Source organism: Streptomyces sp. NPDC016845 (assembly GCF_044332585.1).
In the GTDB taxonomy this organism is placed as follows: domain Bacteria; phylum Actinomycetota; class Actinomycetes; order Streptomycetales; family Streptomycetaceae; genus Streptomyces.
Window position 1 is genome coordinate 41,377 of the sequence record NZ_JBIRPI010000027.1, and the last position, 26,235, is coordinate 67,611.

The window sequence follows — 26,235 nt, forward strand, 5'->3', positions numbered from 1 at the left end:
GTCAGGGCTGCCCGGTCACCGGGCAGCCCCGGGTCAGCTTGCCGAGGAACGCGTTCGGGTCGTAGTAGTGCTCGACCTCCAACAGGCGCAGGTCGTCGTCGACGCGGGCCACGCTCATCCCGTACATCTCGACCTGTTTCCCGTCCGGCTCGAACCCCTTGTACGGGCCCTCGAAGGCGCCCCAGTGGCGCCACTTGAACGCGATGGACGGCGGCGCGGACAGCACCTCCGTGACCTCCCAGTAGAAGCCGCCGGGGAATGCCTCGTGGAAGACGTGGTGCGAGGAGCGGAAGTCCTCGGCGCCGTAGAAGACGCTGTCGCCGATGAGGACGTTGTAGCTGCCGCGGTCGGCGATCTCGGCGGAGTCGGCCCACGGCCCGCCGTTGATCCGCGTACGGAACCGGTCGGCGACCATGGAGACCCACTTCGCCGGGTCGTGCTTGTGCGAGACCTCCATCTCGAAGACCTGGACGAGCCCCTCGACGATCGCCTCGAGCGAGCCGGGCGCGTGCTCGGTGGTGCGCTGGGCGGGCATCACCGTGTGCGAGAGGTGATAGTCCGGTACGCCCTCGCGCCAGTCGGCGGCGTCCGCGGCGTCGATCACCGCGGAGCGGCCCTGGAGCCACAGCGGGGGCAGTGCTTCGGGCATGACGAAAACCCCTTCGGGAAAGAGAGGGAAAGGGAAGGGTGCGGGCGGGCAAGAGGTGCACGAGGCGCCCCCATCCTGATTCGCTCACACGTTCAACACAACCCGTTCGCGGAAACTCCACGTGTCATCTTCCGTTTCCGCGCCCCCGCTTCCCCTACTTGGTGGCCCCCTGCGCGAACCCGTTGTAGATGTAGCGCTGCAGGAAGAGGAAGACGAGCAGCGTCGGGAGGATGACGAGAATCGCCCCGGCGGAGATCGCCTCCCAGTGCGCCCCGAACGGCCCCTTGAAACGGAACAAGGCCGTCGAGATCGTCCCCTTGTCCTCGGAGGGCATGTAGAGGAACGGGATGTAGAAGTCGTTGTACGTCGTGATGCCCTTGACGATGACGACCGTGGCGATCGCCGGTTTGAGCAGCGGCAGGATGATCTTCCGGTAGATGGTGAAGGTGTTCGCGCCGTCGAGCCGGGCCGCCTCGTCGAGCGAGACCGGAATGGACCGGATGAACTGCAGGAAGATGTAGATCGACACGATGTCCGTGCCCATGTACAGCAGGATCGGCGCCCACCGCGTGTCCACCAGGCCGAAGCTGTTGACCACCTGGAAGGTCGCGACCTGCGTCGTCACGCCGGGCACCAGGGTCGCGATGAGGAACAGGGCCATCACCGTCTTCTTGAACCGGAACTCGAAGCGGTCGATGGCGTACGCCGTCATGGAGCCGATGAGGACGGTTCCGGTGATGGAGAACAGCAGGATGAACGCCGTGTTCCCGAACGCCGTGAGCATGTGCCCGTCGGTGAACGCGGTGGCGTAGTTGGACAGGTTGAACCAGTCGTCCGGCAGGCTCAGCGCACCGCCGTCGGCCACTTCCCGGGACGTCTTGAGGGAGGTCAGGAAGATGACGACCAGGGGGACGAGGACGACGAGGGAGGCGACGACGAGCGAGAGGTAGCTCAGCGCCGTGCCGAAGCGGAACCGGCCGCCGCGCGCGGTGGGCCGTTCGTCCGTGGTGAGCGTGGTCATACGAGGTCCACCTTGTCGTCGGGCACGAGCCGCCGCTGGATCCAGGTGACGACCAGGATGATCAGGAGCAGCACGACGGCGCAGGCCGAGGCCAGGCCCGTCTTGTTGAACTGGAAGGCGAGCTTGACCGTCTGGATGACGAAGGTCGAGGTGCCGGTCGCGCCGCCGGTCATGATGTACGGGATCTCGAAGACGGCGAGGGAGCCGGAGATCGCCAGGATGACGCTGAGGCTCAGCACGGGCCGGATGCCGGGCGCGATGATGTGCCGGAACTGCTGCCAGCGCGTCGCGCCGTCGAGCTGCGCGGCCTCGTACAGCTCACCGGGGATCGACTGGATCGCGCCGAGGAAGAGCACGAAGTTCAGCCCGGTGAACCGCCACACGGAGACCCCGGCGAGCGAGGTGTTGGCCGACTCCGGGTCGCCGAGCCAGGCGTGGTCGCTGCCGGCACCGAACCAGGAGAGGACCGAGTCGAGGGTGCCGCCGTCCTGGAAGAAGTAGAGGAAGACGAAGCCGATGGCGACGCCGTTGATCAGGTAGGGGAAGAAGAGGATCCCCTTGAAGAAGTTACGGAAGCGCAGGTCGAAGCTGAGGATCGTCGCGAAGTACAGCGCGATCACGATCTGCACGGCGGAGGCGGCCAGATAGTAGAAGCTGACGAAGAAGACGCGGAACAGCTCGGGGCGCGTGAACAGCTGCGTGTAGTTCTCGAAGCCCGTGAAGTTCCGGTCGGGGCTGACGCCGTCCCAGTCGGTGAAGCTGTAGTAGATCATGTTGCCCACGGGCACGTAGGTGAACGTGACGAGCAGCGCGAGCGGCGCGATCAGGAAGAGCCACGGGGTGATCCTGCGGATCGGATGGTCGCGCCAGGACCGTGCGGGCGGGGCGCTGCGGCGGGAGCGTCCCCGGGCGGGGGCGGCGCGCCGCCGCGGTGCCGGTGGCGCTTTCGATGTGGTGTCGGTCATGCGGGACGGCCTTTCGTGGTCCGCGACGAGCAGGACGGGCAACTGGCGGACGGGGGCCCGGCCCGGACGCAGGACGCGGGCCCCGTGCGCGTGCGCGGGTCTCTCAACTCCCCGCGACCGACTCCGCTTCGGCCCAGCGCTTGTCCAGGTCGGCGAAGTAGTCCTCCAGGGACCCCTTCTGGGCGCCGCGGGCGATGTCGATCAGCTTCTGCCGGTAGTCCGGCTTGGCGAGACCGATCTCGGCGGCGTCGTCGATCGCGTTGACCTGCTCCGTCCTGGCCTCGGAGCGCTCGATGAGCTTGACATCGTTGTCCTGGAAGGGCTTCAGGACGTCGGGGAAGCTCAGGGAGGTGAGAGCCGAGACGCCACCCTCCTTGGCGGCGAAGCCGGACTTCTCGGTGAACCAGTCGATCCAGGCGCGGGCGGCCGGCTTGTGGGCCGAGTGCGTGTTCACGGCCAGCTGGTAGTCGGAGACCAGCGTGGCGCAGTACTTGCCGTCCTTCTGCGCGGGGAACGGCATGAAGCCGATGTCGTCCGGGTCGGCTCCGGCGTCGGAGGCGGCGCCGCGCATCTGGTTGACGGCCCAGGAGCCGAGCATCATGCTGCTGATCCTGCCCTTGGCCAACTGGGTCTTGGAGTCCTCCCAGTTGGTGGTCGTCGGGTCCTTCTCCGCCAGCTTGTCGTGCACGATGTCGTGGAGAAGCGTGTCGACGGTGTTCAGCTCGCTGCCCGACTGCCACGGCTTGTCGGCGGAGGCCAGCGCGTCCCACGCCTTGCCGTCACAGCTGACCGAGCCGACGTTGTTGGTCCAGGCGCCGCTCAGCGGCCAGCCGTCCTTGAAGTTGGTGTAGTAGGTGGCGCCGGTCTTCTCCTTGACCTGCTTCAGGTCGGCCAGGAACTCCTTCGGGGTGGTCGGCCACTCCTCGACACCGGCCTTCTTCCAGACGGCCTTGTTGTAGACGAAGCCGTTGGCGGTCCCGAAGTTGGCTATGCCGTACGTCTTCCCCTTGACGTCCGTCTTGCCGGTGAAGCGGTAGGTCTTGGCCATGTCCTTGGTGTCGCCGAGCGGGGCGAAGAACTTCGGGTAGTCGCCCTTGGCGATCGCGCCGGGGATCAGCAGGACGTCACCGTAGTTCTCGGTGTTCATCCGGATCTTCACCTCCCCCTCGTAGTCGGTGATGCCCTGGAACTTGACGTCGACCTTGGGGTACGTCCTGTTGAACGCGGCGGCGTACTTCTTCATCGTGCCGTCCTGCACGAGATCGGTGCGGTTGGTCAGCACCGTGATCGTGCCCGACACCTTGGCGGGATCGGAGGGAGAGTCGGCCGCCTCCCCCGAGGAGCTCCCTCCGCCGCCGCACCCCGCGACGGTCAGCAGTGCGGCGGCCAGCGCCATCGCGCTCAGCGGCTTCGTCCTCATGTGCCCAACTCCTTCCAAGGGTCACGGCTCAGGCCCAGCGGGCTGACGGCGACTATGTCAGCCATCTATGAACCGGTAAAGGCTCGATTTCCGCCGCGATACCCAATCGTTACCGTGCTCTGCTGCAGCCTGGTGCGCGCAAGCGCTTCACCAGGGCCGATGCGCGAAGCCCTCGCCACTGAACGAGGACTAGACCGGTTAATGAACCAGGGGTTAGGTTGGCGGACGTCTCATACGAACCCGGGCCCGCGTCCGTCCGATTGGAGTCGCCCTATGAAGGCCACCGCCCAGCTCAGCGAGGGATGGAGTCTCGAGCACGAAGGGACGCGCATCGCCGCTCAGGTCCCCGGCTGCGTCCACGCCGACCTGCTCGCCGCCGACCTGATTCCGGACCCGTTCATCGGGCGGAACGAGCAGTACATCGCCTGGGTGGGCCGCCGCGCGTGGACCTACACCCGCGACCTGCCGGCCGGGGAGACGGCGGGCGCCGGCTTCGAGCGCACGGACCTCGTCTTCGACGGCCTGGACACCGTGGCCCATATCGCCATCGACGGCCAGGAGTTGGGGCGCACCCGCAACATGCACCGCGCCTACCGCTTCGACGTCACGGGCCGCTCCGGTGCGCTGAGCGTCACCTTCGACTCCGCTTACGACGAGGCGAACGCCGTCAAGGCGCTGACGGGGGACCGGCCCAACGCCTATCCCGAGCCGTTCCAGTACATCCGCAAGATGGCCTGCAGCTTCGGCTGGGACTGGGGCCCGACCGTCGTCACCGCCGGCATGTGGCGCCCGGTGCGGCTCGAACGCTGGTCGACCGCGCGCATCGCCCAGGTCCGCCCCCTGGTCACCGTCGACGGAGCCGACGGCCGCGTAGAACTCCGCGTCGACCTGGAGCGCACCGCCGGCGGCGCCGGACGCCACCTCGCCGCGCACGCCACGGTCGCCGGGGTCACGACCACCGCCGAGACCGACGGCGACACGCTCGCCCTCGTCCTCGACGTCCCCGACGTGGCGCTGTGGTGGCCGCGCGGCTACGGCGAACAGCCGCTGTACGAAGTCGAGTTGACGCTCACCGCCGACGACGAGCAGCTCGACACCTGGCAGCGGCGCGTCGGCTTCCGCACCATCGAGATCGACCGCGAAGCCGACGAGCAGGGCACCGGCTTCACCTTCGTCGTCAACGGCACACGTGTCTTCGTACGCGGCGTCAACTGGATCCCCGACGACGTACTGCCCTCCCGCATCACCCCGGAGCGCTACCGCACCCGCCTCGAACAGACCGCCGCCGCCAACGTCGACCTGGTCCGCGTCTGGGGCGGCGGCATCTACGAGGACGAAGCCTTCTACGACGTCTGCGACGAACTCGGCCTCATGGTCTGGCAGGACTTCCTCTTCGCCTGCGCCGCCTACCCCGAGGAGCAGCCGCTGCGCGGCGAGGTCGAGGCCGAGGCCCGCGACAACGTCGTACGGCTCATGCCGCACGCCAGCCTCGTGGCGTGGAACGGCAACAACGAGAACCTGTGGGGTTTTCGCGACTGGGAGTGGGAGGAACAGCTCGCGGGCGACTCGTGGGGCGAGGGCTACTACCTCGGCCTCCTTCCCCGTGTGGTCGCCGAACTCGACCCCACCCGCCCCTACATGGCGGGCAGCCCCTGGTCCGGGTCCTGGGACCACCACCCCAACGACGCCGACCACGGCACCTACCACTCGTGGGAGGTGTGGAACCGGCAGGACTTCACCGAGTACCGCGCCGACGTGCCGCGCTTCGTCTCCGAGTTCGGCTGGCAGGCGCCCCCGGCCATGGCCACCCTGCGCCGCGCCCTGCCCGGCGAGGAGCTGGCCCCCGACTCGCCCGGCATGCTGCACCACCAGAAGGCGGAGGACGGCAACGGCAAGCTGAACCGCGGCGTCGCCCGCCACTTCGCGCTGCCCGAGAGCGACTTCGACCGCTGGCACTACCTCACCCAGGTGGTCCAGGCCCGCGCCGTCGCCACCGGCATCGAGCACTGGCGCGCCAACTGGCCCCGCTGCGCCGGCACCGTCGTCTGGCAGATCAACGACTGCTGGCCGGTCAGCTCCTGGGCCGCGATCGACGGCGACGGCCGCCTCAAGCCGCTCTACCACGAGCTGCGCCGCCTCTACGCCGACCGGCTGCTCACCGTGCAGCCCGGCGCCGAGGGAGCCGAGGGGCCCGAACTCGTCCTCTCCAACCAGGGCCCCACACCGTGGAGCTGCGACGTGACGCTGCGCCTGATGCGCGCCGACGGCAGCCTCGCCGCCCGCACCACCCTCGGGCTGAGCGCCGGACCGCGCGAGACCGTACGGCTGCCCGTGCCGCCGGAGGTGACCCCGGCCACGGGCTCCACCAAGGAGTACCTCGTCGCCGACGCCGACGGGCTGCGCGCGCTCCACTTCGAGGCCCGCGACAAGGACTTCGACTACCCGGAGCCCCGCTTCGACATCGCCGTCGAGACCGTCGGCCAGGAGCGGGATACAGTCGAGGTCGTGGTGACTGCCCAGACTCTCGTACGCGACCTGCTCCTCCAGGCCGACCGCATCGACCCGCACGCCCGGGCCGAGCGCGGCCTGGTCACCCTGCTGCCCGGGGAGACCACCCGCATCCGCGTGCACGGCACACGGGGCGCGGGCGCCAACACCGTGCGGGCCGCCCTGTTCTGCGTGGAACCCGCGTGAGCGCTCCCACGCAGCGCGTCACCATCAAGGACGTCGCGGCCGCCGCCGGAGTCTCCAAGGGCGCCGTCTCGATCGCGTTCAACCACAAACCGGGGCTCTCCGAGGCGACCCGGGAGCGGATCTTCGCGGTGGCCCGGGACATGGGCTGGGCGCCGAACTCGTCGGCGCGCAGCCTGTCCAGGCAGCACACGGACACGGTCGGCCTGGCGCTCTGCCGGCCGGCCCGGCTCCTCGGGCTCGAACCGTTCTACATGGAGTTCATCTCCGGGATCGAGAGCGTTCTCGCCGAGCGCTCGTGCTCCCTGCTGCTCCGCCTGGTCAGCAGCAGGGAGGAGGAGATCGAGCTGCAGCAGACGTGGTGGCGCGAGCGGCAGGTCGGCGGATCCGTCCTCGTCGACTTCGACCAGGACGATCCGCGGATCGGACCGCTCAGGGAGCTCGGCATGCCGGCGGTCGCCGTCGGCCACCCCGACCTGACCGGCGGCATCCCGTCGGTGTGGACCGACGACGCCACCGCGATGGCCGAGGCCGTGCGCTACCTGGCCGCCCTCGGCCACCGCAGGATCGGCCGCGTCGGCGGCCCCGAGGCGCTCGGCCACAGCGCCATACGCGAGGAGGCGTTCCGCAGCACCCTGGAGTCCCTGGGTCTCGACGGCACGCTCCAGATGGCGTCCGGTTTCGCCGGGGAGGAAGGCGCGCGGGCCACCCGCTCGCTGCTGCTGCGCGCGGAGCGGCCCACCGCCATCGTCTACGACAACGACATCATGGCGGTGGCCGGTCTCGGTGTGGCCGCGGAGATGGGCGTCTCCGTGCCGGCCGAGCTGTCCCTGCTCGCCTGGGACGACTCGCAGTTGTGCCGGCTCACCCACCCGACGCTGTCGGCGATGAGCCATGACGTGCACGGCTTCGGCGCCGATGTCACACGTGTGCTGTTCGACCTCATCGAGGGGAAGACCGTCACGTCCCACCCGGTGCCGATGCCGTCGCTGACACCACGTGCCTCGACGGCGGCGCCGCGCGCACGGCGCGACTGACCGGCCGACCTCACACATGGCTGTGGCCCGTCCCCGAGGGGGCGGGCCGCAGTCGTGTGCGGCTGGTGTTACAGCTTGACCTCACCCTGGTTGAGGACGCGCGGGTGGAAGTAGCCGTTCTGGATCTCGGTGTTGCTGTTCTGCCCTCGCAACTGCTCCGACCACATCATGAAGTAGGCCCAGCGGGTCTGGCTGTCGAGGAGCGAGGCGGTGGGTATCTTGCCCGTCTCGGCGAGCGCGATCGGCTTGCCCGCCGCGATGGACTGCATCTGCGTGTAGTCGGACGAGCTGGGGTAGCTCTTGTACCAGACGTCCAGGGACACGACGTCCACGTAGCTGGAGCCCGGGTAGTAGCCGGCCCAGCCGCCCGCAGGGTTGTCCTGGACGTTCCACACCCAGATCAGGTTGGACAGGCCCTTCCCGACGAGGTAGTCATGCGTGATCTTGTAGAGCTTCGCGCTGCCGTTGGCGCCGGGGCGGTGGCCCCACCAGTTCCACGTCTCGTTCATCTCGTGCAGCGGGCGGAAGAGGACGGGCACCCCGGCGCTCTTCAGCTGGTTGAGGTAGGGCACCGCCTCGTCGAGGCGGCGCTTCCACGCGGTGTTCAGCGACGTGCCGTCGGTGACGACCTGGTTGAACTGCGTGTCGCTGATGCTCGACTTGACGCCGCCCTCGAACGCACAGGAGCTGCCCTGGGTGGGCGGGCAGACGTGCCAGGTCAGCGTCACCAGCGAGCCGTTGTTCCACTCGGTCTTCGCCTGGTCGATCACGCGCTGCCTGTTCGCCACGTCCGCGGCGTTGAACATCAGGTCGCCGCCCCACAGGCCCGGGTACTGGCCGGTGACGTCCTTGACCTGCTGGGTGTACTGGCCGGGGCTGCCGGCCGGCTCCTTGTTGTGCTGACCGGAGACGATGTTCGAGCCGCTGATGGACTTCAGGTAGTCGATCACCTGCTGCCGGGAGCGGCTGGGGAAGGCCTCCGCGTCGGGTATCAGCGTCAGGGCCAGGAGAGCGGAGACGACAAGAGCGGTGAGCAGCGTCAGGCCGCGCGCTCGTGTCAGCGGTTTTCTGTGCAGGGCTGTGCTCATGGGGACGGGTTCCCTTCCAAGGGGGAGTGGATGGAGACCGTGCTGGCGGGACACTTTGCACACCGCCGACATCGTTGTCTAGCAGTTGAGCAAGTTAAGTAAAATGCAAGTAATGGAAGGGCTTTCCCCAGACGCTCTGCTGTGGAGCTGGGGAGTTGCCGACTCAACCGGTCTATGGTGAGCGCCTCATGGACGAGCAACGGGTGACCATCCACGACGTCGCGGCCCGCGCCGGGGTCTCCCGCGCCGCGGTGTCCCTGGCCGTCAACGGCAGACCGGGCGTGTCGGGGCCGACCCGGGCCCGCATCCTCGCCGCCGTCGACGCACTGGGCTGGCAGTCGAACCGTTCGGCGGGGGCGCGCAACCGGCAGGGCGCGGGCACCATCGGCCTCGCCGTCCGGCGGCCCGCGCGCCAACTCGGCCTCGAACCCTTCTACATGGAGTTCCTCTCCGGCCTGGAGAGCGTCGTCTCGGACCACTGCGGCGCGGTGCTCCTGCGGCTGGTGCGGACCGTGGACGAGGAGATCGCCCTGCAGAGCCACTGGTGGCGGACCCGGCAGATCGCGGGCACCGTCCTGGTCGACTTCCGCGAACACGATCCGCGCGGGCCGGTCCTCGCCCGGCTCGGGATCCCGGCCGTCGCGGTCGGCCATCCGTCCCTGACGCGGCCGTTCGCCTCGCGCTGGACCGACGACGCCACGGCGGTCGCCGAAGCGGTGCACTACCTCGCGGCGCTGGGGCACCGCGCCATCGCCCGGGTGGGCGGCGCGCCGGAGCTGGGGCACAGCGTGATCCGCCGCGCCGCGTTCACCAGGGCCATGGGCCGGCTCGGGCTCGTCGCCGGACCGCAGGTGGACACGGACTTCTCCGGCGCGTCAGGCGCCAGGGCCACCCGCTCGCTGCTCACCGCCGCGCGCCGCCCCACAGCGATCATCTACGACAACGACCTGATGGCGGTCGCCGGGCTCTCCGTCGCCGTCGAGATGGGCCTCCGCGTCCCCGCCGACCTCTCCCTGCTCGCCTGGGACGACTCGCAGCTGTGCCGCCTCACCCACCCGGCGCTCTCCGCGATGAGCCATGACATCCATGCCTTCGGCGCCGACGTCGCCCGCACACTGCACGACATCCTGAAAGGCGAACGGGTTCCGGCGCATCCGGTGCCGAGGCCGACGCTCACCCCGCGCGGCTCGACGGCCGCGCCCGGAGAGAGTGGTGCGGGGGCGGTCTGACACTCCCCAGTGAAAACGACCGCCCCCGCAGCACATCCTGTTGTGGTGTGTCCCCGATCTTGACTCTCAATCCTGCGCGGACACCTCTACGAGTGTGTCGCTGATCACGCCGGGCTCCTCTCGCCCAGTCCCTGTGCGGCGGCGACGAACGAGGCGACCACGGGCCGGCGGTCCCGCTCGTTCCAGGCGAGGACGAGTGTGCTGGCCGGTGCGTCGGTCACCGGTACGGCGACCAGGCCGGGCGGGACCGGTGCGACCAGGGAACGGGGCAGCACCGCGATCATCCGGTGCGTCGTGATCATGTGCAGGAGCTGGACCACGTCGGCGACCTCGGGCCCCGTCCCGCCGCCTCCGGGTACGCCCGGCACGCCCCGCCAGCGCGGCAGCGTCTCGCCCTCCAGGTCGTCCGTGCGCACGGACGCGTGCCCGGCGATCCGGTGACCGGCCGGGACGACGGCGACCCGGTCCTCGGTGTGCAGTGGCTCGTGGTCGAGCCCGTCGAGGTCGTCGAACGGCGTGTAGAGCAGGCCCACGTCGGCCCGCCCGTCGCGCAGGAAGTCGCTCCGGTCGGCCGGGCCGCTGAACAGGATGTCGACGCGCCGGGCATCCGGCTCCTGCGCGTAGGCGGCGAGCAGCCCGGACAGCAGCCCCGCGTCGCCGCCGGGCTTGAGCACGAGCCGCAGCGGGGCCCGGCCGTCACCGGCGCTGCGGGCCCTGCGGACGGCGGCGCCGACCGCGTTCAGCGCGTGCCGTCCGTGTTCGAGGAGCGCCTCACCGGCCGGGGTCAGCTCGACGCGCCGGCTGGAGCGGACGAAGAGCGGGACACCGAGCCGCGCCTCGACGCGGCGGATCGCCTTCGACAGCGCGGGCTGGGCGATCGAGAGCCGCTCGGCGGCCCTGCCGAAGTGCAGTTCCTCGGCCACCGCGATGACGTAGCGGAGCTCGCGGGTCTCCAGCTCATCCGTGCGCTCCTCCGTGCGCTCATCCATGCGCTCATCCATGCGCTCATCCATGCCCTCAGGTTATCGCCGGATGTCCGAACGGTCTTGGACGGCCGGGTCCGGTGACGCCAAGAATGAACACATGATCCAGCACACGATGATCGTCTCCTTCGACGGGACCCCGCCCGACACCGAGCTCGACCAGTACCTTGCGGACATCGAACGCGTCATGGCCGACAGCGGCCTCGTCCAGTCCTTCGCGGCCCGCCGCCACCTGCCCGTTCCGGGGGAGGAGGCCATCCCGGCGATGATCGCGACCGTGGTCGTGCAGCTCGCCGTGGCCGACATGGACACCCTTGCCAAGGCGTTCACCGTGCCCGCCCTGCACGACGTCATCGCACACTGGCAGGCACGGCGCCCGTACAAGGTCGCCTGGGCCAACCATGAGGTACTGGCGTGAGGTGAGCCGCCCCCGCGGGAGGCCGCCGCTTTCGCGGGAGGCAGCCGCCCTGGAGGCGACCGACGGCAAAACCTGTCGGCACGTGGAGCGTTCGGCTGTACTCTCGCCCCTCATGAGCTGGCTGCCCGACGGTTTCGTCCACCCCGTCCACGTCCCCGTGCCCACCACCGCGCTGCACCTGCGGCCGATCCGGGAGGCCGACACCCCGATCGACTACCCCGCCGTCATGGGCTCGCGGGAGCGTCTGTGGGAGATCTTCGGCCCCGCCTGGGGCTGGCCCGCGGAGACGATGACGTACGACGAGGACCGCGTCGACCTGCTGCGCCACGAGAAGGAGATAGCGGCTCACCAGTCCTTCAACTACGCCCTGTTGGACGAGGGCGAGACGACGCTCCTCGGCTGCGTCTACATCGACCCGCCCGAGCGCATCGGCGCCGACGCGGAGATCTCCTGGTGGGTGGTGGACGACCTCGTCGGCAGCGCGCAGGAGCAGGCGCTCGACGCGCTGGTACCGAAGTGGATCGCCGCCGACTGGCCCATGCGGCAGCCGCGTTACGTAGGCCGCGACCTCAGCTGGCAGGAGTGGCTGGCGCTGCCGCCCGTGGACTGAGCCAGGGCTTGGCCCTCCTCGGGAACCTCACGCGCCCCGCGGAGCGTCTTCGCCGCCGTCACCACGTACGTGGTCGGCGCGTCGCGCCGTCGCCTCCTGGCCCGCGCGCTCGGTCTGGTCTCACTCGTACATGACGTAGCCCGGACGCGGGGTCAGGGCCAGTACCTCGTCCGGTGTCATGAGGCGGCCGCCGCCCTCGGCGTCCTCCTCGAAGAACAGCTTGAAGCCGGTGTGCAGGCGCGGCGGGAGCGTGTCGGCCAGCCGGTGCCAGGTCTCGCGCTTGAGGTGTGGCGAGCCGATCCCGTCAGCGCTCTTGACCACGGCCACCCCGTCGGGAACCTTCAGGCGCCGCTCCTCCTGGACGACCGACTCGGCGACCTGGTGGTAGACGAACACCTTCTCCGGGAGGTCGTGCTCCTCGACGAGGGAGGCCAGGTAAGCGGCTGTGCGGGTGAGTTCGGCGCCGCTGGTGTGACCGTAGGTGTCGCCCGGCACCTGCCCCGGGCCCATCTCCCACTCCGGGTCGAGAGCGATCCCGACATCCGGCTCGGCCAGCCACTCGCGCAGGGCCTTCACCTCGTCGAGCGGGGAGGCGCGGCCGGGCTGGATGTTCAGCAGGAGCAGCGCCTTGTGGTCGCGGGCGGCCTCGTGGAAGGTGCGGATCGTGGCGTCGGGTGTGCGGCTGCGGTACAGGCCGTCGGGCCCGGCGTCCGAGTTGGCGACGACCGCCAGGAGTTCGAGGACCGGCAGCACCGTGCGGCCGTCCGCGTAGGCGCGGGCCCGCCGTTCGATCTCCGCGACGCGGTCGTCGAGGTCGCCGGTGCCGAGGCGGCCGAGGGCGGCGGCGCCGGGCAGCCCGCAGTAGCCGACGAGGCGGTGCTCGGGGAAGATCTCGCGCCCGCCGCGCGGCAGTTCGGGCCGGCGGCGCGTGGCCTGCGGCGAGGTGGAGGGCGAGCCGGGCGCTGCGGGCGTGGACGAGCTTCCCGGCGCCGATCCCGCGCCGGTGTCCCGGGCGTCGGACGTGCCGCAGCCGGTGGCCAGGGCGGCGGCGCCCGCGGCCCCCGCGGTGATCAGCGCGCGCCTGCGGACGCGGCCCGCCTCCGCCCTCGTACCGGCGTTGTCGCGGTTCTCCCGCACCTGGCCCTCCTGTCCGCCGCCGAACGGCGTGCCGTGTGCCGCCGCGGCGCTCGCGAAGATCATGTTCTCTTGCCGCCTTGCCGCAGGGTGAGGGGTGAAACGTATGACGCCCGGGGTGCCCGGGGTGCCCCGGGCGGACGGGACGGACGGGACGCAGGGCGGTGCGGTGCGGCGGACCCGGTCGGACGCACGGCCGGACGCCCCGTGACATGCGGGCCCGCCGTCGGCGTGGCAGCGTAAGGCTCCGGACCTATTTGTCAGCGTATGCAACGCTTCCGGCCGGTCGGGGTCCGGCACGGAGCATGGGCTTCGGCGGGAAAGAGGACATGGTGCAGATCGGCTACAAGCTGGCCGCGGAGGCGTTCGGCCCGGACGAACTGGTTCGTCAGGCCGTCCTCGCCGAGCAGGCGGGCTTCGACTTCGTGGAGATGAGCGACCACTACCACCCCTGGCTGGACGTGCAGGGGCACTCGCCCTTCGCCTGGACCGTCTTCGGGTCGATCGCGGCGAAGACCGAGCGGATCGGCCTCGCCACCGGCGTGACCTGCCCGACCGTCCGCTACCACCCGGCGATCATCGCCCAGGCGGCCGCGACGCTCGCGCTGCTCTCGGACGGCCGCTTCACCCTCGGCGTCGGCTCCGGCGAACGGCTCAACGAACACGTCACCGGCCACGGTTTCCCGAACTCGGTGCCGGAGCGGCACGCCCTGCTGCGCGAGGCCCTGGAGATCATCCGGCTGCTCTGGAGCGGCGGCTACCGCTCGTACCACGGAAAGTTCCTGCACCTCGACGACGCGCGCGTCTTCGACCTGCCGCAGGAGGCCCCGGTCATCGCGGTGGCGGCAGCCGGGCCGCTCGCGGCCCGGATCGCCGCCGAGCTGGGCGACGGGCTGTTCGCGACCGAGGACAAGAGCGAGATCGTCGAGGCCTATCACGCCGCGGGCGGCGACGGGCCGCGCTACGTCGAGGTCCCCATGGCGTGGGCCCCCGACGAGGACGCGGGCGCGCAGGCCGCGCTCTCCACCTCGCGTTGGGCGGTCACCGGCTGGAAGGTCATGAGCGAGCTGCCCAATCCGGCCAACTTCGAGGCGGCGACGTCCACCGTCCGCAAGGAGGACATCCTCGCCAAGTTCGCGTGCGGCTCGGACCCGAACCGCTACGTCGAGGTCGCGCAGCCCTTCGTGGACGCCGGGTTCGACCGGCTCGTGATGCAGAACGCCGGGCCCGACCCCGACGGCTTCATCGACTTCTACCAGCGGGAACTGGACCAGCGCCTGCGCGCCCTCACCCCGTCCTCGTAGGCCACCACCGACCCCAGGCCGTCACCGACCGAATCGCGGAAGGCGTCATGTCACCCTCCCGGCAGCAGCAGGACCCGCCCGGCCGCACCTCCGCCATGGATCCGCGGCCCGACCACGGGGAGGAGAGCTACCGCGGTTCGGGCCGGCTGACCGGCAAGGCGGCCGTCATCACGGGCGGGGACAGCGGCATCGGCCGGGCGGTGGCGATCGCCTACGCGCGTGAGGGTGCCGACCTCCTGATCTCCTACCTCGACGAGCACGAGGACGCCGAGGAGACGCGGCGCTGGGTGGAGGAAGCGGGCCGCAGCTGCGTACTCGTACCCGGTGACGTGGCGGACCCGGCGCACTGCCGGTCGATCGTGGCCACGGCGGTCGAGGAGTTCGGCCGCGTCGACGTCCTGGTCAGCAACGCCGCGTTCCAGATGACCCGGGACTCCGTCACCGACATCCCCGACGAGGAGTGGGACCGCACCCTCGCCATCAACATCAGCGCGTTCTTCCACCTGACCAAGGCGGCCGTGCCGCACATGCGGCCGGGCTCGGTGATCATCGGCACCACCTCGGTCAACAGCGACACCCCGCCACCGCAGTTGCTTCCCTACAACGTCACCAAAGCGGGCATCGCCAACATGGCCGGCTCCCTGTCGCAGCTGCTCGGCCCGCAGGGCATCCGCGTCAACAGCGTCGCGCCCGGACCCATCTGGACGCCGCTCATCCCCGCGACCATGCCGCCGGACCAGGTGGAGGGCTTCGGTCAGCAGGTGCCGCTCGGCCGCCCGGGCCAGCCCGCCGAACTGGCCGCGGTCTACGTCATGCTCGCCTCCGACGAGGCCAGTTACGTCTCCGGCGCCCGGATCGCGGTCACCGGCGGTCAGCCCATCCTGTGAGCGGCTCCCCGCTCTCCCCGCTGCGGCTTACCGTCACGGCCCGGCCGCTCGTGTTCGGCGGGCACGCCATCGCCCGCCACCTCGGCAAGACCGGCATCCCGGACTGGAGCATCGCCGAGACATGGGAATGCAGCGACGTGGACGGCGCCCAGGGAGTGGTGACCGAAGGCCCGCTGGCCGGACAGTCCCTGCGCCGGATCGTCACCACTCACCCGGAAGAACTCATGGGCCCCGGCTGGAGCGGCACCCGCTTCCCGGTGCTCACGAAGTTCATCGACGCCTCCGGCACCCTGCCTGTCCATCTGCACGCCGACGACGAGGCGGCCCAGCGCTTGGAGGGCGAGCCCAACGGCAAGACCGAGGCATGGCACATCCTCGACGCCGCGCCCGGCGCGACCGCCCTGTGCGGCGTCAAGGAAGGTGTGACCGCAGCGCGGTTGCGTGCCGCCCTCGAGGCACAGGACTTTGACGCGGTGCTGCGCCGGCTGCCGGTCCGCGCGGGGGAGACCCTGTACGTACCCGGCGGCACCCTGCACAGCTTCGGCCCGCGGACCCTCGTCCACGAGATCGAGCAGACCTCCGACATCCAGCAGCACGCCATGCGCTGGGACATGGCGGACGGCTCACCCGTGTGCGACACCGACTTCACCTCCCACCTCGACATGCTGATGCGCCAGGTCGACCTGGACACGCGGCCCGACTTCACCCCCGGCCTGAGCATCGCGGTCGGCGACGCCGTCGAACGGGTCTTCCTGTGCGTCGGCCCCTACTTCGCCCTCGAACGCTGGCGGGCCGGCACCGCCGAACCCCTGCGCCACTCCTTCGCCACCGCGCAGATCCTCACCAATGTGGGTGCGCCGGTACAGGTCCGCACCGGCGACTGGAACGGACGGCTCGGCCGGGCGGAGACGCTGCTCGTGCCCGCCGTCTGCGGCGACGTCGAGATCACCGGCCCTGCCGACGTCCTCTTCGGCTACCTGCCCGACCTCGACCGCGACACCCGCCCGCTGCGCGAGGCCGGGTACGCGCCACAGCTGATCGCCGCCCTCGGCGCAGACGCGCATCCACCGCGGGTCAGTCGCTGACCAGGGGCCGCCACTGCTCCTCCTGCCCCGCTTCGACGCGGTCGCGCCACACCAACGCCCCGCCGATCAGGCCGGGCCGGCCCTTCGTGGCCAGAGCCGGTGCCTCGAGCGTGTCGGCGACCTCCTCCAAGTAGGTGACGAGGGTGTCCAGCTCCTCGTCAGGCGGCTCGTTGTAGCGGGACCAGCGGCCCAGACAGCCGGTCGCGGCGTCCAGATACAGGCCGGACGCCGCGTCGGACGCACCGCAGGCGGCGACGGGTATCCATGTCCGCTCCCATCCCAGGGCCACCAGGTTCCTTCTCGTGCGGTACTCCCTGGAGACCGCGTCCAGGGGCAGCAGAGCCCAGTTGCCCAGCAGACACCCCCGACCGTCACAGCCGTCCTCACCTCCGGTCAGCAGCCACAGGACGCGGAGCTCGACGGGGACCGGGATGCCGAACTCGGCCTCCAGAGCGGCGATCTCCGCGGGTGTGGCACCGGCGCGGAGCGCCGCGTAGGAGTCGGGGGCGTGGCGCTTGAGCCAGCCGGTGACGCGCCCCCAGGCGTCGGCGACCTGCCGTACGGTGACCGCCTCGGCGGCGGGGTCGGGGCGCTCCTGCCCGACACCCCGGTCAGCTGTGTCCCCGCCGTCCGGCGTGCTCTCCGCGGATTCCTCGGCGGTCACCGGACTCACATAGCGGATCTGCACGCGGTCCGGCTCGCTGATGTAGCCGACGGCCAGGGTGGGGCAGTCCTCGAACTGGTCGCCGTCGACGATCACGGTGAGGATGCCGGGTATCTCCGACGGGTGTCCCAGGTCCGGGGATTCGGCCAGCCGCTCGGCCGTGACCCTGAGGGCGTAGGGGACGCCCTCGCCGTACTGGGCGCAGGTGTCCCGCAGGAGCTGGGGGATCTCGACATTCACGGTCGGCGTTCCTCTCTGAGCTTTCGGGCCGTTCGCGGTCAGACCATGATGAGCAGGCGCGTATTCGGCTTGAGTTTCCGGTTCACCGAGCGGCTCTGCACATAGACCTCCAGCTTCGGATTGTTCCCCGCCTTCACCGAGACGGTTCCCCGTACACCCGTGCCGAACAGAAGGCTGCGTGCCGCGTCTCCCGTATAAGCGCGGTCCGTGTCCTTCTCGACGACGACGACTTCCTTGTCCGGCTGGACCTGGACGCGGGCGCCGAGTTGGTAATAGCAGGCGCCGCGCTCATAGGTCACGCCCGGATGCGAGTTGACGAAGGAGCGGATGTCCATTTCCTTGTCGACCTTGAGGAGCCGGTATCTGTCGGCGGCAATGGGGTCGAGACTGGCGCGCACGTCGTCGACGGATATGTCCTGGCCGACCGCGAACAGGTTCTTCGTTCCGCGCACGCCCTGCTCCCGCCCCCGCAGGAAGCTGGTGGCCGCCGCGCGCACCGTGCCGATGGCCTCCTCGACGCCCTCCTTGGAGTCCGCGTCCCAGATCGCGATGTTGCCCGCCGGGAAGCCGTAGTTCTGCGCGGTGCGCTTGGCCAGGGAGTTCGGCACGAGGATCGCGGAGGTCCAGTGGCCGGGCAGCGTGCCCATCTTCGCCGTGATGCGGTCGAGCCACGGGCCGAGGATGCTCATGTCGCCGTCGTGGCGCCGGTCGCCCCCCGACGCGTTCTCCTCGCCGTCCGTCACCACGATCTGGAGGAAACTGTGCTCGCCGTATTCCTCCCAGATGTGTTCCAGGTCGTCCAGGGACTTCACCGAGGCCTCGATGAGCGCCGTGGCACCGCCGACCACCTGGTAAAGCCCGCGCATGGACGGAAGGTGCTTCACATCCATGTCCCAGACCAGGTTCTCGACGCGGTGGTCGAAGGAATAGAGGCTGATCCGGGTCTCGTGCCCGAGGCTGTCCGATTCGGCCTTCAGCCCGGCCACGAACTCGTCCACCACCCGCACCAGTTGATGCTGGTGCGGACGCATGGAACCCGAACAGTCCACGACCAGTGCGACGTGGTTCACCTTGTGCTGAATTCTGCGTGCGGACATGATTCCGCCTCCCCCTCAGGTGCTCCCCGACTGTTGTTTTCACTCTAGGGGGAGGCACTGACAACGAGGCCCGGAGCGGATGCCGGTGTGACACTGGAACCATGAGCGACGACGGCAGCGGAGAGGCCGGGAGCACACGGACCCGGCGGCGCCTGGAGCGGGCCATCCTCGACCTCCTCGACCGTCGCGCCCCGACCTCCTCCATCTGCCCGTCCGATGCCGCACGCGAGGTGTACACGGGCGAGGACGAGGGCTGGCGCGACCTGATGGAGCCCGCGCGCCGCGCCGCCGGGCGCCTCGCCGAGGCCGGCGAGGTCGAGATCACCCAGGGCGGCGAACCCGTCTCGACGAACGGGGTCCGGGGGCCGATCCGGATCCGTCGGCCACGCTGAGCGCGCGGGCTCAGCCCGTGACCGCGACCGCGGCCCCCGCCGCCACCAGCAGGGCGATGTACGTACCGGCATGCAAGACCTCGGGGACGCGCGGCGGGCGGCGCCGCACCACCACGACCACCGGCAGCGAGCCCACGAGCAGGGCCAGGGCGGAGACGACGTCCACCGAGCCCACGAGCCCCGCGCCGGACGGTACGTGCCCGCGCGTCAGCAGCGAGACGAGCAGGGCAGGGGCGACGAGCACGAGGGTGAGCGGGTTCGCCAGTGCGGCGGCCACCGGCATCGGCGCACCCGCGCGCCGCATCAGCGGCACGGTCATCACGCTGCCACCGACCCCGAGGAAGGCGGCGATCCCGCCGATCGGCAGACCGAGCACGGTCGGCATCCCCTGGTCCCGGGCGGCTCGGGGCGTCACGGGCGCCGGTCGGATGAACCCCGGGCGCGTGAGCAGATCGACCACGGTCACCGCCACGTAGAGCACGAAGCCCCAGCGGATGACGGCGCCGGGAACGATGCGGGCGGCGGCCGCGCCGAGCGCGCCGCCGAGCCCGAGGAGGACGAACAGCGCCGCGCGTCCTCGCAGGCGGGCCAATGTCTCGCGCCGGGTGGCGAGGGTGGCCACGACGGCGTTGACGAGCATGACCAGGGCCGATGTCGCCGTGGCGACGCGTACCGCGTCCCCGCCGAGTGCGGCGTCCGCCACGGTGATCACCGGGACGGTCACGAAACCGCCGCCGAAACCGAACAGGACGGTGGTCACCCCGACGAGGAGACCGATGAGGAGCAGGACGAGAACGAGGACGAGGGAGATACCGGGTGGAGACACCACCCGATTGCACCGCGCCGCCGCGCTGACCGGCAATCGACACCTTGACGAGAACCTTCGCGTCTCAGCCATCTAGACTGCCCGCCGTGCGCAACGTCTCCGTCGACGACCTCGATCACCTGCCGGTGGACGTGCTCCCCATCGGGGCCGACTACCCGCCGGACTTCCTGCTCCGCCGGCACACGCACCGCCGGGCCCAGCTGCTCTACGGCGCGACCGGTGCGATGCAGGTGGAGACCGACGACGGTGCGTGGACGGTCCCCACCGACCGGGCCGTACTGATCCCGCCGCGCACACCGCACGAGGTCCGCATGCTCGGCGTCTCCACCTGGAGCCTCTACGTCGAGCCGGACGCCGTCCCCTGGTGGCCGGCCTCGTGCACGGTCATCCAGGTCGGCCCGCTCCTGCGCGAGCTGCTCCGCGCGGCGAACGACCTCGACGCCGACTACGACACCGCCGGCCGCGACGGAGCCCTCGTCCGGCTCGCCCTGCACGAGCTGCGCCGCATGGCGCCCGTACCGTTCGCGATCTCCCTGCCGCGCGACGAGCCGTTCCGCGCGCTCTGCCGCGCTTACCTGGCCGCGCCGGACGCCGCGCTCACCAACTCCGAGTGGGCGCGGTCGGCGGCGATGAGCACGCGCACCTTCGACCGCCGCTTCCGTGAGCTGACCGGCGCGAGCCCCGCGACCTGGCGGGCCCGCGCCCGCCTCCTCGCGAGCCTGCCGCTCCTGACGACGCAGAGCGTGACCGCGGTCGCGGGGCGGCTCGGCTACGCCTCGCCCGCCGCGTTCACCGCGGCCTTCTCCCGCGCGTTCGGCGCCCCGCCGTCCCACTTCAGGTGAGGCGTGTTCAGGGGTGCTGGCCCCGCCCCTCCACATAACCGGCGAGCTTGCTGGGCGACAGGTCCGTCGGGTCCTCGCCCGATTCGAGCAGGGTGTCGGCGGGGCCGATGACGAGCGGGTCCAGCTTCCCGACCGCGTCCTCGTCCCGGGACTCGTAGTCGCACCGCAGCAACAGGTGGCGCATGGCCTCGAGGCGGCCGCGGCGCTTGTCGTTGGTCTTCACCACGGTCCACGGCGCGTGATCGGTGTCCGTGGCCCGGAACATCTGCACCTTGGCCTTGGTGTAGGCGTCCCACAGATCCAGCGAGGCGACGTCGGTGGGGGAGAGCTTCCACTGGCGTACGGGGTCGACCTGCCGGATCGCGAAACGTGTGCGCTGCTCCGAGCGGGAGACGGAGAACCAGAACTTGATCAGGGTGATGCCGTCATCGGTGAGCATCTTCTCGAACTGCGGCGCCTGCCGGAGGAACTGCTGGTGCTCCTGTGGCGTGCAGAAGCCCATGACGGGCTCGACGCCCGCGCGGTTGTACCAGGAGCGGTCGAAGAAGACGATCTCCCCGGCGCTCGGCAGATGCGTGACGTAGCGCTGGAAGTACCACTGGCCCGCCTCCCGCTCGGTCGGCTTGTCCAGGGCGACCACGCGTGCACCACGCGGGTTGAGCCGCTCGGTGAAGCGTTTGATGGTGCCGCCCTTGCCGGCCGCGTCGCGTCCCTCGCAGAGCACCATGACGCGCTGCCCCTGGTCGCGGATGGACTTCTGCAGCTTGAGCAACTCGATCTGCAGCAGGCGTTTCCGCCGCTCGTACTCGGCGCGCTTCAGCTTCTGCGTGTACGGATAATTCTCACGCCAGGTGCGCAGCGGACGGCCGTCCTCGTCCAGGAGTATCGGCCGCTCCGGCTGTGAGTCGTCGACGCTCAGCCCGTCCAGGAGGTGTTCTTCGGTCTTGTCGCTCATCGTCCAGTCCTCATGGGTACGTCCCTACCCTGCCGTTTGTCGGAAAAGCGGGCCACTTGGCCCCTTGTCCGGGCGGATTTCCCGGTGAGACTGGGAGAGTCGGCCTGCGTGTCCGCGCGTACGGGCGTCCGCGCGTGCGACCGCACGGGTGGAGGCGCCGGCTGACCGGTCGGGCCCGCTTCGGCAGTGAGGCGGGCGGCCACCGGACCACCCCCGACCAGGCCGCCGGACCACCCCGGCCTCAGGCCGTGGGGGCGACGGCGGCGACCCGGTCGTCGACGGTGACGACATCCGCCCCCTGGGGGAACAGCCGCCCGGTGAGGACCTGGTGCACCTCCGGGCCGAGGTCCACGCACGCGTCGGAGATGACGGTCAGCCCGAAGTCCAGGTCTTCAGGGCGCCGCTCATGTCGTCTCCACGCCCGGATCCTACGGCTACGTGGCGGTCGGCACGGCGGCCGTCCGCACCCGCCGTCGGCGCTCGGGCCGCCACGTCGCGACGAGCGCCGCCGCGAGGAGCAGTTCGGCGATGTCGCCCCCGTAGTACATGAGTTGGGCGCCCGCCTGCACCTGCTCGACGGGTGCGCGTACGTCGATGAGGAAGCCGCCGTACATCAGCTGGGAGATCGTGGCGTGCGCGGCGACGGCGACGCCGAGGACGACGAGCCGCGCGGGCACGCCGGGCCTGGCCGGTGCGGGGTCGGGACCGGCGACGACCCAGGCGAACAGGCAGCCCGACAGCAGGAAGTGAACATGCATCAGCCAGTGCAGTACGGGCCGGTCCGTCGTCGCGTTGTAGAGCGGGGTGAAGTACAGGACCGCGAGGGTGCCCGTGCTCAGGACGAGCGCGACGACCGGGTGGGCGACGACGCGCGCCGGGCGGCTGTGCAGCACGGCGCTCAGCGTGCGGGCGCGAGTGGCGGGCAGGGTGCGCAGCACCAGGCTGACCGGTGCGCCGAGGACGAGGGCGAGCGGCGCGAACATGCCGACGAGCATGTGCTGCGCCATGTGTCCGCGGAAGTCCCCGTGCGCGAAGGGTGCGAGCGGCGGTAGCAGGGCCGCGGCGAGCAGCAGACACCCGGTCAGGAAAGCCGCTGTCCGGAGGTGGCTCCAGCCCTGGACGGGGTTGCGGCGACGGGCCCGTACGACCAGGAGGAGGTAGGCACCCGCCGGCAGCGCGAGGGCGAGGGCGGGCAGCAGGACGGCCCACACGTCACCGCCCGCGCCGGACGCGGGCATGTGCTCGTGCATGTCGTGGTTCATCACACCCGCCGGGCGGTGTACTCGGAGCCGGCGCTCTCCGCGTCGGGGTCGAAGGGGCTCCCGGAGCGCTGGAGCAGGTAGCCGCCGACGATCAGGAGGACGCCCAGGAGCAGGAACGCCATGTCCCACCAGACCTGGTGCGGGCCGCCGTGCACGTGGTGGATGCCGAGGATCTGGTGGTCGAGGAGGCCCTCGACGACGTTGAACACACCCCATCCGACGAGGATCCAGCCCCACAGCACACGTGAGGTCCACACGCGGCGGCGGTGGTGGGTGACCCGCGCGTACAGGATGCCGAGGCCCAGGACGACCGCGACCCAGCACACGACGTGGAAGATGCCGTCCCACACCGTGTTCATCTCCAGACCGGAGACGGTGTTCGCCGGGTAGTACTTCGCCCCGATCCGGTCGGTGTCGGTACTGGTCAGCATGTGGTGCCACTGGAGGAGCTGGTGCAGCAGGATGCCGTCCACGAACCCGCCGAGCCCCACCCCGAGAACGATTCCGGGGAGCTGGATGCTGCGGGGCTCCGTGCCCGCCCGTACCTGATCTGTGGTCGCCATCAACTGTCCCGTCCGCTGATACGTATGTGTCTGGGCCAGTACACGTGTGCCCATCCTGGGCGGTGCCTCACGAACGGGCGGCCATTCGGCCGAATGGCAGCGATGACCGTCCGGCCGACGGTGGTCGGCGGCCGGACGGTCGGGTTCTCAACTGTTGATGCCCAGATCAAGTGCCGTGTCGGTCAGACGCTCAACTGTTGATGCCCACACCGAGTGCCGTGTCCGGGCGGCAGTGGACGCACGCCGGGACGGGACCGTTGTGCAGCGCGTCGCGGGCCTGGTCCGCCGTGATCGCGCGGGACCGTTTGCCCGCCATGTGACAGCCGCCGGTGTGGACGTAGACGGCGGCGCGTCCCGTCAGGCCCACCTCGAGGAGCCACTCGGGTGGTTCGGGGCGGGCGGCCGCACCGCGCGTGTGTTCCGCGCGGCGCCGCTTCTCGTCCTCGATCCAGCGCTGAGTGCGGGCGAGGTCGCGTTCCTGGACGCGTTTGAGGAACTCGAGCTGCGTCAGCCGGTCGGTCGCCGCGGATTGCCCGGTGCCGGCGGCGTCGGCAGCGCTGGCGGTGTCGGCTTCCACGGTGCTCACGCCGCCTTGTGCAGCAGGGCGGCGGGGCCGACGCTGCCGTGGCCGAAGCGCTGGTTGGCGCGGTCGACGGCCTGTTCGGCGCGCAGGCGCATCTCGCGGCCGCGGTCGAGGCTGATCTGCTCGGCGGCGGTGCCCGCGGCGACCAGGTCCTCGGCGCGGACGAGCAGTCCGACGAGGCGGCCGCGCTGAAGGCCCGCGCGGTCCATGAGCCGGTAGGCGGCGGTGCGCAGGTCCTCGTCGTGGGCGGAGGCCTCGGGCAGGCGCAGGGTCCTGGTCCAGCGGGCACCGGCGGCGAAGTCGAGCTGCAGGGTGAGCCCGCGGGCGACCTGGTCGCGGGTGCGCAGGGTGGCGGCGAGCCGCACGATCAGGTCCAGGAGGCGGGCGCGGACGGTGGCGCCGTCCATCACCTGCCGCTCGAACCGGTGCCGTACGGCCGCCGACATCGGCAGCGTCCTCGGGGTGACCGGACGCGGATCGATGCCGCGGGCCCGGTCGTGGGCGAGGCGTCCCGGCCGTCCGCCGAGCACCCGCTGGATCGTGGCCAGGGGCAGCGCGGCGAGCATGCCGGCGGTGTGGATGCCGTAGTCGGTGAGCGCCGCGGCGTGCACGGGCCCGACGCCGTGCAGCTCCGCGACGGGCAGCGGCGCGAGGAAGCCCTCGACCTCGTCCGGCGCGACGGCGACGATGCCGCCGTGCTCCGGCGCCCGCGCCGACGCCGTGGCCGCCACCGCCCAGGTCGGCGCGAGCCCGATCCGCAGGTCGACCGAGAGCCGGGCCAGCGAACGCACCCGGACCCGCTCGGCGAGGCGCAGCGCCGGCACCCCGTGACAGCGCAGCGCACCGCGCAGCTCCACGACGGCGGCGCCCGGCGGCAGGGCCTGCACCACCGGTGATATCTCCGCGAGCGCCTCGAGCACCTCCCGGTAGGCGGGCTCGGGCAGCCCCGCGGGCACGCGCACGTGCATCACCGTCGCCTCGACGTCAGTCCTGGGCATCACAGCCACCTCCCACCCAGAACAATACCGAACAAGTATTCGAACATGCCATGCGAGGAACGCCAGGTCTCCCCCTCCGGCCGTCACATCCGGGCGGAATCCGGCCCCGGCCGATCCGGCTCGCGCAGCGCCATGGACAGGAGGATCGCCACCACCGGCACCGCGGCCAGGACCATGAGCGCGCCGCGCGGCCCGTAGTCCGTGGCCACCAGGCCGAGTACGGGCATGAACAGACCGCCCGCGCTCAGCGCGAGGCCCAGGGTGACGCCGGCCGCCGTGCCGGGCCTGCTGGGCAAGTAGTCCTGGCCGAGCTTGACGAGCACGGCGAAGGGGATGTTCGAGACCAGCCCCACGAGCAGCGCCAGCGGCAGCGCGGCGTACTTGTCGGCGCAGAGCAGCATCAGCGCCAGGGCGGGCAGCATCGCCGCGTTGCCGATCTGCACCGTACGGACCATCCCGATGCGGTCGGCGAGACGGCCGCCGAGGAGCGTGCCGAGAACGCCGCCGCCGAGCTCAAGGGTGAGCGCGAGTCCGCCGAGCCCGCTGCTCGCCCCCAGGTGCCGGATCCAGTACAGAGAGATGAAGGTGTTCAGCCCCGTCGAGATGGTGGACCGTACGACCTCCACGGCGGTCAGCGTCGCGAACAGACGGGGGCGGTCCACGCCCTCGCGCCGCACTTTCTCGGCGGCGGCACCGGACGTGCGCCGGTGATGGCGCAGCAGGATGAAGCCCATGAGGACGGCCGGCGGGATGAACAGCGCGGTGGCGCCGATGCCGAAGGCGTCCAGGGCGGGGGTGACGAGCGCCGGGCCGGCGAAGAAGCCGACGCTGCCGCCCGCGGCGAAGTAGCTCATCGCCGTGGCGCTGCCCCCGGCCGCACGGCGCGCGTCACGCCCCGCGGGCGGATGGAACATCGCGATCCCGATCCCCGCCGTCAGCAGCAGCGCGAACACCAGCGGGTACGACGGCACAAGCCCGGACAGCCCCGCCCCCGTCCCCGCCAGGCCGATGCCGAGCGGCGACATCCATCGCATCCGGTACCGGTCGGCGAGCAGCCCGATCGGCACCTGCGGCAAGGCGCTGCCCAGCGTCGCGGCGAGCGCGAGCCCCGACGCCTGTACGTAACCGAAGTCGCGCTGCAGCACGAAGTACGGGACGGCCGCGGGCACCAGTCCCTGATAGAAGTCGTCGACGGCATGGGCCCCGGCCCAGACCCGCATCCGGCGCCAGTGCCCGGGCCGGTCACCGGCGCCGCGGGACGAACTCGTCTCCTGAATAGCTGTCACCCGGCC

General features: G+C 70.9%; 26 protein-coding genes. 10 read left to right on the top strand and 16 right to left on the bottom strand.

What is annotated here, in order from left to right; all coding sequences use genetic code 11:
* Window position 1: 1 nt before the first annotated feature.
* The 4 genes from ACH4RC_RS36960 to ACH4RC_RS36975 form a co-directional block, all read right to left on the bottom strand.
* A complete protein-coding gene (locus tag ACH4RC_RS36960) occupies window positions 2–649 on the bottom strand; it encodes an ester cyclase (RefSeq protein WP_398208633.1) in 648 nt (215 codons plus the stop codon).
* Window positions 650–803: 154 nt separating this feature from the next.
* A complete protein-coding gene (locus ACH4RC_RS36965) occupies window positions 804–1,670 on the bottom strand; it encodes a carbohydrate ABC transporter permease (protein WP_398208634.1) in 867 nt (288 codons plus the stop codon).
* Window positions 1,667–2,635, bottom strand: a complete 969-nt coding sequence (locus tag ACH4RC_RS36970; protein ID WP_398208636.1) for a carbohydrate ABC transporter permease — start codon at window positions 2,633–2,635, stop codon at window positions 1,667–1,669. Before ACH4RC_RS36970 ends, ACH4RC_RS36965 begins: the two co-directional genes overlap by 4 nt.
* A gap of 103 nt (window positions 2,636–2,738) precedes the next feature.
* A complete protein-coding gene (locus ACH4RC_RS36975) occupies window positions 2,739–4,055 on the bottom strand; it encodes an ABC transporter substrate-binding protein (RefSeq protein WP_398208638.1) in 1,317 nt (438 codons plus the stop codon).
* Window positions 4,056–4,328: 273 nt separating this feature from the next.
* Between ACH4RC_RS36975 and ACH4RC_RS36980 the strand changes: the two genes are divergently transcribed.
* Window positions 4,329–6,749 carry a glycoside hydrolase family 2 protein gene (locus ACH4RC_RS36980; RefSeq protein ID WP_398208640.1) on the top strand — a complete coding sequence of 807 codons (2,421 nt, stop codon included), beginning with the start codon at window positions 4,329–4,331 and terminating at the stop codon, window positions 6,747–6,749.
* Window positions 6,746–7,783 carry a LacI family DNA-binding transcriptional regulator gene (locus tag ACH4RC_RS36985; RefSeq protein WP_398208642.1) on the top strand — a complete coding sequence of 346 codons (1,038 nt, stop codon included), beginning with the start codon at window positions 6,746–6,748 and terminating at the stop codon, window positions 7,781–7,783. The genes ACH4RC_RS36980 and ACH4RC_RS36985 overlap by 4 nt, the downstream gene beginning before the upstream one ends.
* Window positions 7,784–7,851: 68 nt before the next feature.
* Here ACH4RC_RS36985 and ACH4RC_RS36990 read toward each other — a convergent pair whose 3' ends face one another.
* A complete protein-coding gene (locus ACH4RC_RS36990) occupies window positions 7,852–8,871 on the bottom strand; it encodes a glycosyl hydrolase (RefSeq protein ID WP_398208644.1) in 1,020 nt (339 codons plus the stop codon).
* 188 nt (window positions 8,872–9,059) lie between these two features.
* Between ACH4RC_RS36990 and ACH4RC_RS36995 the strand changes: the two genes are divergently transcribed.
* Window positions 9,060–10,100 (top strand): LacI family DNA-binding transcriptional regulator, encoded by a 1,041-nt coding sequence (locus ACH4RC_RS36995; RefSeq protein ID WP_398208646.1) that lies wholly within the window; start codon window positions 9,060–9,062, stop codon window positions 10,098–10,100.
* Between the two features lie 104 nt (window positions 10,101–10,204).
* Here the strand turns inward: ACH4RC_RS36995 and ACH4RC_RS37000 are convergent, their stop codons facing one another.
* Entirely contained in the window at window positions 10,205–11,113 is a 909-nt protein-coding gene (locus ACH4RC_RS37000; RefSeq protein ID WP_398208648.1) for a LysR family transcriptional regulator, read from the bottom strand.
* Window positions 11,114–11,183: 70 nt separating this feature from the next.
* Between ACH4RC_RS37000 and ACH4RC_RS37005 the strand changes: the two genes are divergently transcribed.
* Window positions 11,184–11,501, top strand: a complete 318-nt coding sequence (locus tag ACH4RC_RS37005) for a hypothetical protein (protein ID WP_398208650.1) — start codon at window positions 11,184–11,186, stop codon at window positions 11,499–11,501.
* Between the two features lie 112 nt (window positions 11,502–11,613).
* Complete coding sequence (locus tag ACH4RC_RS37010) at window positions 11,614–12,111, top strand: N-acetyltransferase (protein WP_398208652.1); 498 nt, start codon at window positions 11,614–11,616, stop codon at window positions 12,109–12,111.
* A gap of 120 nt (window positions 12,112–12,231) precedes the next feature.
* Here the strand turns inward: ACH4RC_RS37010 and ACH4RC_RS37015 are convergent, their stop codons facing one another.
* Complete coding sequence (locus ACH4RC_RS37015) at window positions 12,232–13,311, bottom strand: hypothetical protein (protein WP_398208654.1); 1,080 nt, start codon at window positions 13,309–13,311, stop codon at window positions 12,232–12,234.
* A gap of 266 nt (window positions 13,312–13,577) precedes the next feature.
* On the opposite strand from ACH4RC_RS37015, the gene ACH4RC_RS37020 reads away from it, so the two are divergent.
* From ACH4RC_RS37020 to ACH4RC_RS37030, 3 genes are read left to right on the top strand one after another with little or no spacing between them, the layout of a single operon-like run.
* Window positions 13,578–14,549 (top strand): TIGR03557 family F420-dependent LLM class oxidoreductase, encoded by a 972-nt coding sequence (locus tag ACH4RC_RS37020; RefSeq protein ID WP_398208714.1) that lies wholly within the window; start codon window positions 13,578–13,580, stop codon window positions 14,547–14,549.
* 47 nt (window positions 14,550–14,596) lie between these two features.
* Window positions 14,597–15,436, top strand: coding sequence for an SDR family oxidoreductase (locus ACH4RC_RS37025; protein WP_398208658.1), 840 nt, complete (start codon window positions 14,597–14,599; stop codon window positions 15,434–15,436).
* Window positions 15,433–16,521, top strand: a complete 1,089-nt coding sequence (locus ACH4RC_RS37030; RefSeq protein ID WP_398208660.1) for a class I mannose-6-phosphate isomerase — start codon at window positions 15,433–15,435, stop codon at window positions 16,519–16,521. The genes ACH4RC_RS37025 and ACH4RC_RS37030 overlap by 4 nt, the downstream gene beginning before the upstream one ends.
* Here ACH4RC_RS37030 and ACH4RC_RS37035 read toward each other — a convergent pair.
* Both ACH4RC_RS37035 and ACH4RC_RS37040 read right to left on the bottom strand, forming a co-directional pair.
* Complete coding sequence (locus tag ACH4RC_RS37035) at window positions 16,511–17,425, bottom strand: SMI1/KNR4 family protein (protein ID WP_398208661.1); 915 nt, start codon at window positions 17,423–17,425, stop codon at window positions 16,511–16,513. The genes ACH4RC_RS37030 and ACH4RC_RS37035 overlap by 11 nt on opposite strands.
* Before the next feature lie 38 nt (window positions 17,426–17,463).
* Window positions 17,464–18,522, bottom strand: coding sequence for a VWA domain-containing protein (locus tag ACH4RC_RS37040; RefSeq protein ID WP_398208663.1), 1,059 nt, complete (start codon window positions 18,520–18,522; stop codon window positions 17,464–17,466).
* Window positions 18,523–18,623: 101 nt separating this feature from the next.
* Between ACH4RC_RS37040 and ACH4RC_RS37045 the strand changes: the two genes are divergently transcribed.
* The gene (locus ACH4RC_RS37045; RefSeq protein WP_398208665.1) at window positions 18,624–18,914 is read left to right on the top strand and encodes a DUF3253 domain-containing protein; all 291 of its coding nucleotides are present in this window, start codon (window positions 18,624–18,626) and stop codon (window positions 18,912–18,914) included.
* 10 nt (window positions 18,915–18,924) lie between these two features.
* Here ACH4RC_RS37045 and ACH4RC_RS37050 read toward each other — a convergent pair whose 3' ends face one another.
* Entirely contained in the window at window positions 18,925–19,740 is an 816-nt protein-coding gene (locus ACH4RC_RS37050) for a TSUP family transporter (protein WP_398208666.1), read from the bottom strand.
* Between the two features lie 86 nt (window positions 19,741–19,826).
* Here ACH4RC_RS37050 and ACH4RC_RS37055 point away from each other — a divergent pair, with 86 nt between their 5' ends.
* Window positions 19,827–20,582 carry a helix-turn-helix domain-containing protein gene (locus ACH4RC_RS37055; protein WP_398208668.1) on the top strand — a complete coding sequence of 252 codons (756 nt, stop codon included), beginning with the start codon at window positions 19,827–19,829 and terminating at the stop codon, window positions 20,580–20,582.
* A gap of 7 nt (window positions 20,583–20,589) precedes the next feature.
* Here ACH4RC_RS37055 and ppk2 read toward each other — a convergent pair whose 3' ends face one another.
* The 6 genes from ppk2 to ACH4RC_RS37085 form a co-directional block, all read right to left on the bottom strand.
* Complete coding sequence (ppk2, locus tag ACH4RC_RS37060) at window positions 20,590–21,537, bottom strand: polyphosphate kinase 2 (RefSeq protein WP_398208670.1); 948 nt, start codon at window positions 21,535–21,537, stop codon at window positions 20,590–20,592.
* A gap of 434 nt (window positions 21,538–21,971) precedes the next feature.
* The gene (locus ACH4RC_RS37065; RefSeq protein ID WP_398208672.1) at window positions 21,972–22,787 is read right to left on the bottom strand and encodes a cytochrome c oxidase assembly protein; all 816 of its coding nucleotides are present in this window, start codon (window positions 22,785–22,787) and stop codon (window positions 21,972–21,974) included.
* Window positions 22,788–22,798: 11 nt separating this feature from the next.
* Complete coding sequence (locus tag ACH4RC_RS37070) at window positions 22,799–23,362, bottom strand: DUF2243 domain-containing protein (RefSeq protein WP_398208674.1); 564 nt, start codon at window positions 23,360–23,362, stop codon at window positions 22,799–22,801.
* A gap of 190 nt (window positions 23,363–23,552) precedes the next feature.
* Complete coding sequence (locus ACH4RC_RS37075) at window positions 23,553–23,948, bottom strand: DUF6233 domain-containing protein (protein WP_398208676.1); 396 nt, start codon at window positions 23,946–23,948, stop codon at window positions 23,553–23,555.
* On the bottom strand, window positions 23,945–24,943 hold the full coding sequence (locus tag ACH4RC_RS37080) for a hypothetical protein (RefSeq protein WP_398208677.1): 999 nt from the start codon (window positions 24,941–24,943) through the stop codon (window positions 23,945–23,947). Before ACH4RC_RS37080 ends, ACH4RC_RS37075 begins: the two co-directional genes overlap by 4 nt.
* A gap of 83 nt (window positions 24,944–25,026) precedes the next feature.
* The gene (locus ACH4RC_RS37085) at window positions 25,027–26,163 is read right to left on the bottom strand and encodes an MFS transporter (protein ID WP_398208716.1); all 1,137 of its coding nucleotides are present in this window, start codon (window positions 26,161–26,163) and stop codon (window positions 25,027–25,029) included.
* Window positions 26,164–26,235: the final 72 nt, after the last annotated feature.

Excerpts from the sequence above, each read along its gene's own strand:
- ACH4RC_RS36960 (WP_398208633.1), bottom strand. The coding sequence starts at position 649 with ATGCCCGAAGCACTGCCCCCGCTGTGGCTCCAGGGCCGCTCCGCGGTG.
- ACH4RC_RS36965 (WP_398208634.1), bottom strand. The coding sequence starts at position 1,670 with ATGACCACGCTCACCACGGACGAACGGCCCACCGCGCGCGGCGGCCGG.
- ACH4RC_RS36970 (WP_398208636.1), bottom strand. The coding sequence starts at position 2,635 with ATGACCGACACCACATCGAAAGCGCCACCGGCACCGCGGCGGCGCGCC.
- ACH4RC_RS36975 (WP_398208638.1), bottom strand. The coding sequence starts at position 4,055 with ATGAGGACGAAGCCGCTGAGCGCGATGGCGCTGGCCGCCGCACTGCTG.
- ACH4RC_RS36980 (WP_398208640.1), top strand. The coding sequence starts at position 4,329 with ATGAAGGCCACCGCCCAGCTCAGCGAGGGATGGAGTCTCGAGCACGAA.
- ACH4RC_RS36990 (WP_398208644.1), bottom strand. The coding sequence starts at position 8,871 with ATGAGCACAGCCCTGCACAGAAAACCGCTGACACGAGCGCGCGGCCTG.
- ACH4RC_RS36995 (WP_398208646.1), top strand. The coding sequence starts at position 9,060 with ATGGACGAGCAACGGGTGACCATCCACGACGTCGCGGCCCGCGCCGGG.
- ACH4RC_RS37000 (WP_398208648.1), bottom strand. The coding sequence starts at position 11,113 with ATGGATGAGCGCATGGATGAGCGCATGGATGAGCGCACGGAGGAGCGC.
- ACH4RC_RS37005 (WP_398208650.1), top strand. The coding sequence starts at position 11,184 with ATGATCCAGCACACGATGATCGTCTCCTTCGACGGGACCCCGCCCGAC.
- ACH4RC_RS37010 (WP_398208652.1), top strand. The coding sequence starts at position 11,614 with ATGAGCTGGCTGCCCGACGGTTTCGTCCACCCCGTCCACGTCCCCGTG.
- ACH4RC_RS37015 (WP_398208654.1), bottom strand. The coding sequence starts at position 13,311 with ATGATCTTCGCGAGCGCCGCGGCGGCACACGGCACGCCGTTCGGCGGC.
- ACH4RC_RS37025 (WP_398208658.1), top strand. The coding sequence starts at position 14,597 with ATGTCACCCTCCCGGCAGCAGCAGGACCCGCCCGGCCGCACCTCCGCC.
- ACH4RC_RS37040 (WP_398208663.1), bottom strand. The coding sequence starts at position 18,522 with ATGTCCGCACGCAGAATTCAGCACAAGGTGAACCACGTCGCACTGGTC.
- ACH4RC_RS37045 (WP_398208665.1), top strand. The coding sequence starts at position 18,624 with ATGAGCGACGACGGCAGCGGAGAGGCCGGGAGCACACGGACCCGGCGG.
- ppk2 (WP_398208670.1), bottom strand. The coding sequence starts at position 21,537 with ATGAGCGACAAGACCGAAGAACACCTCCTGGACGGGCTGAGCGTCGAC.
- ACH4RC_RS37065 (WP_398208672.1), bottom strand. The coding sequence starts at position 22,787 with ATGCACGAGCACATGCCCGCGTCCGGCGCGGGCGGTGACGTGTGGGCC.
- ACH4RC_RS37070 (WP_398208674.1), bottom strand. The coding sequence starts at position 23,362 with ATGGCGACCACAGATCAGGTACGGGCGGGCACGGAGCCCCGCAGCATC.
- ACH4RC_RS37080 (WP_398208677.1), bottom strand. The coding sequence starts at position 24,943 with ATGCCCAGGACTGACGTCGAGGCGACGGTGATGCACGTGCGCGTGCCC.
- ACH4RC_RS37085 (WP_398208716.1), bottom strand. The coding sequence starts at position 26,163 with ATGCGGGTCTGGGCCGGGGCCCATGCCGTCGACGACTTCTATCAGGGA.